2 protein-coding genes are annotated in these 3209 nt (G+C 64.1%); both read left to right on the forward strand.

Annotation, left to right across the window (positions count from 1 at the left end; genetic code table 11):
* Positions 1-2961, forward strand: a 2961-nt coding sequence (locus HQL56_19160) for a response regulator (protein ID MBF0311636.1), incomplete at its 5' end; no start/stop codon positions are given.
* On the forward strand, positions 2958-3137 hold the full coding sequence (locus HQL56_19165) for a hypothetical protein (GenBank protein ID MBF0311637.1): 180 nt from the start codon (positions 2958-2960) through the stop codon (positions 3135-3137). The genes HQL56_19160 and HQL56_19165, both read left to right, overlap by 4 nt.
* The last annotated feature ends 72 nt before the right edge of the window (positions 3138-3209 follow it).

Below are 3209 nucleotides of genomic sequence, written 5' to 3' on the forward strand. Positions count from 1 at the left end.
ACCCTGAGCTTCGAACAGGTGCGCGATCCCGCCATGGCCTCCCGCTTCCAGGCCGTCGGCGACGGCGGCTCCACCCATCGCGGCGGCACCAGCTCCGCCTGGTGGGTCCGCCTGGAGGCGGTCAATCCCGATGCGGTAACACGCCACTGGATGCTGCAATCCGTTCACGCCCCCCTCGATTTCGTGGACGCCTACCACATCACCTCCAGCCAACCCTCCCCGCGTATCGGGCAGCAGGGCGACCACCGCCCCATGCTGAATCGACCCCACTCTTCGGAATATTCCGTCTTCCCCCTGGAAACCCCGCCCGGCGCCACCAGCACCGTCTATCTGCGCCTGGCCTACGCGGACTGGGGCCTCATGGAAACCGCCCTCTCCGCCTGGTCCCCGGAAAATTTCGCCATCTACCAGGAACAGCAGGGCTTCTTCTACGGCCTCTATTTCGGCGGTTTGGCCTTCATGCTGCTCTACAACCTGTTCATCTATCTCTCCACCCGCAACCCGGCCTATTTCTGGTATCTCGGCTTCATCGCGGCCTTCACCGCCCTGATCTTCACCTGGCAAGGCTTCGGATACCGCCACCTCTACAGCAACTACCCGTGGATCTCGGACGGGCTGCCCATGCTGTTGCTCTGTCTGGCCTATCCGCTGGGCCTGCAGTTCGCCCGGGTGTTTCTGGAAACCCGTTCCATGCCCCGCATCGACCGGCTGTTTCGCGGCATCATGTACATCAGCCTGCTGGCGTTGTTGCTGGTGTTGATCGGCTGGCGTCACCCGGCCAGCAGTCTGGCGATTCTGGCCACCCTGCTCTCGGCCACCCTGCCGCTGCTGCTCTCCTCCTGGATGTGGTACCGGGGACGCATGCAGGCCAGGCTCTATGCCATCGGCTCCATTTTCCTGAGCATCGGCATCATGCTCTCCCTGTTACGTCTGATGGGCCTGCTGCCCATCACCGCCATGACGATCTGGGGCGGTCGCGTCGGCTTCTGGCTGCAGGCGGCGTTTCTCTCCCTGGCGCTGGTGGATCAGGTCAATCTGCTGCGTCGGCAGCGGGACGAAGCCACCCGTCGCGAACAGGAAACCCTGCATCGCACCAAGATCGAACTCGAAGAGACCGTGGCCGCCCGCACCCGGGATCTGCATCTGGCCCTGCAGGAGGCGGATCGGGCCAATCAGGCCAAAAGCCTCTTTCTGGCCACCATGAGCCACGAAATCCGCACCCCGCTGCACGGCATCCTGGGCATGGCGGAACTGCTGGAAGAGGTGCCCCTGAACCCGGAAGGACGCGGCTTCCTGCGCACCCTGCTCAATTCGGGTCGTTCCCTGCTGGCCATCATCAACGACATTCTCGACTTCTCCAAGATCGAGGCGGGACGGCTGGAGCTGGAAGCCGCCGATTTCAACCTGCCCCGCCTGCTCAAAGAGGTGGCCGACCTCTTCGAAGGGCTGGCGCGGCAGAAAGGACTGTTTCTGGAGCTGCGGCTGCACCCGAACCTGCCGGAATGGGTCACGGGAGACAGCGCCCGGCTGCGACAGGTGCTGGCCAATCTGCTCTCCAACGCCGTCAAGTTCACGCCGAAAGGCATGGTGGTGCTGGCCGCGACTCCGCTGACGGAACCGGGCAAAACGGGATACCTTCGCTTCGAGGTGCGCGATTCCGGCATCGGCATCGCACCGGAGAATCTCTCCCGCCTGTTCAAGCTATTCGAGCAACTGGAAAGCTCCACCACCCGCCGTTTCGGCGGTACCGGTCTGGGGCTGGCCATCTGTCGCCGCCTGGTGGAGCTTCTTCAGGGAGAGATCCAGGTGGAGAGCGAGCCGGACCAGGGCACCACGTTCCGGCTCATCCTGCCCCTGCCCCCCGCAACCTCGCCCCGGCCCGCCGAAAGCGAAGCCCCGGTTCAGGCCATTCCCCAGGGGGCGCGCATTCTGGTGGTGGACGACGACGCGGTCAACCGTTCGGTGTTGCAAGGCATGCTGAAGCGTTTTCCCCTGGTGTTGCGTCAGGCGGAAAACGGCCATCAGGCCCTGGAGATGTTGCGCAACGAGTCCTTCGATCTGGTTTTTCTGGACGGGCAGATGCCGGGCATGGACGGTGTCGAGGTGTGCCGCACCTTCCGCCGGGAAGAACAAGGACGCCGCACCCCCATCATCGCCCTCACCGGCAACGCCACCCGGGAGGATCGGGAGCGCTCCCTGGCCGCCGGCATGGACGACTACCTCACCAAACCCGTGGGACGCGAGGGCATTCACGCCGCGTTGCGCCGCTGGCTGCTCGCTCCGGGCCAAACCCCGCCCGTGGTGACACCGGAACCCCCCGTCCCCACTCTGGACGAGCATCACCTGGAAGAGTTGCTTGTCGATCTCGATTCCGAGGCGCTGGACCTGTTCACCGTGTTGCGACAGAGCCTGCCGCAACGCCTGGCCGCTCTCGAAAGCGCCGTGCGTCGGCATCAACCCACCGTGTGGATGCGCGAAGCCCATACCCTGAAGAGCAATCTGCGCCAGATCGGGGCCCACGCCGCTGCCGATCTGGCGCAGCAACTGGAGCTGCGCGCCTCGGTTTGCACCCCGGAAGAGGCCCTCGACCTGATCACCCATCTGCGGGGGGCCATGGCCCAGCTTGACGAATTCCTGCTGTCCCTGGTGCAACTCCTGGAATGCCGCGAAAAATCGGGGGCGGCAGCGTTCGCCGCTTTGCAGCACCTTCTTGCCGAGACTTCGGAGCAACTCCTCGACGCCCTCTCCTCACCGGCCATGGATCCCCACGTCCCGCTTCGGGAGCTGGCCCGGCTGGCGCGGGACCACGGCTTCTCCCTGCTGCAACGGGCCATCGACCCGTTGCAGCAGGGGACGTCCTCACCCGATCAACTCGATACCCTGAGGGAGGCCCTGTTCCACTTCCGTTCCCTGGCCCGGATGCTGCCCTCCTCCACAAACTGCTCCCAGGAGCCGACATGAGCGCCCAACGTCTCTATTTCCTCGTACAGGCCGCCATTATTCTGGCCGGCATTGTTCTGAGCGGATTTGGCAATGTTCACTGGTTTCTCTATGTGCCCGTCTTTTTCCTGACCTTCGCCGGGATTACCGGCCTTTGCCCCGGATTGATCATCCTGCGCAAACTGGGGTTGAAATAAAGGATTACCCCCCCGGCGGTCCAGGGCAGCGCCCTGGGACTTTTCCTTTCGCCGTTGACTTCGTCATATCGC

The sequence above is a fragment of the Magnetococcales bacterium genome (assembly GCA_015231925.1).
Classification (GTDB): Bacteria; Pseudomonadota; Magnetococcia; order Magnetococcales; family JADGAQ01; genus JADGAQ01.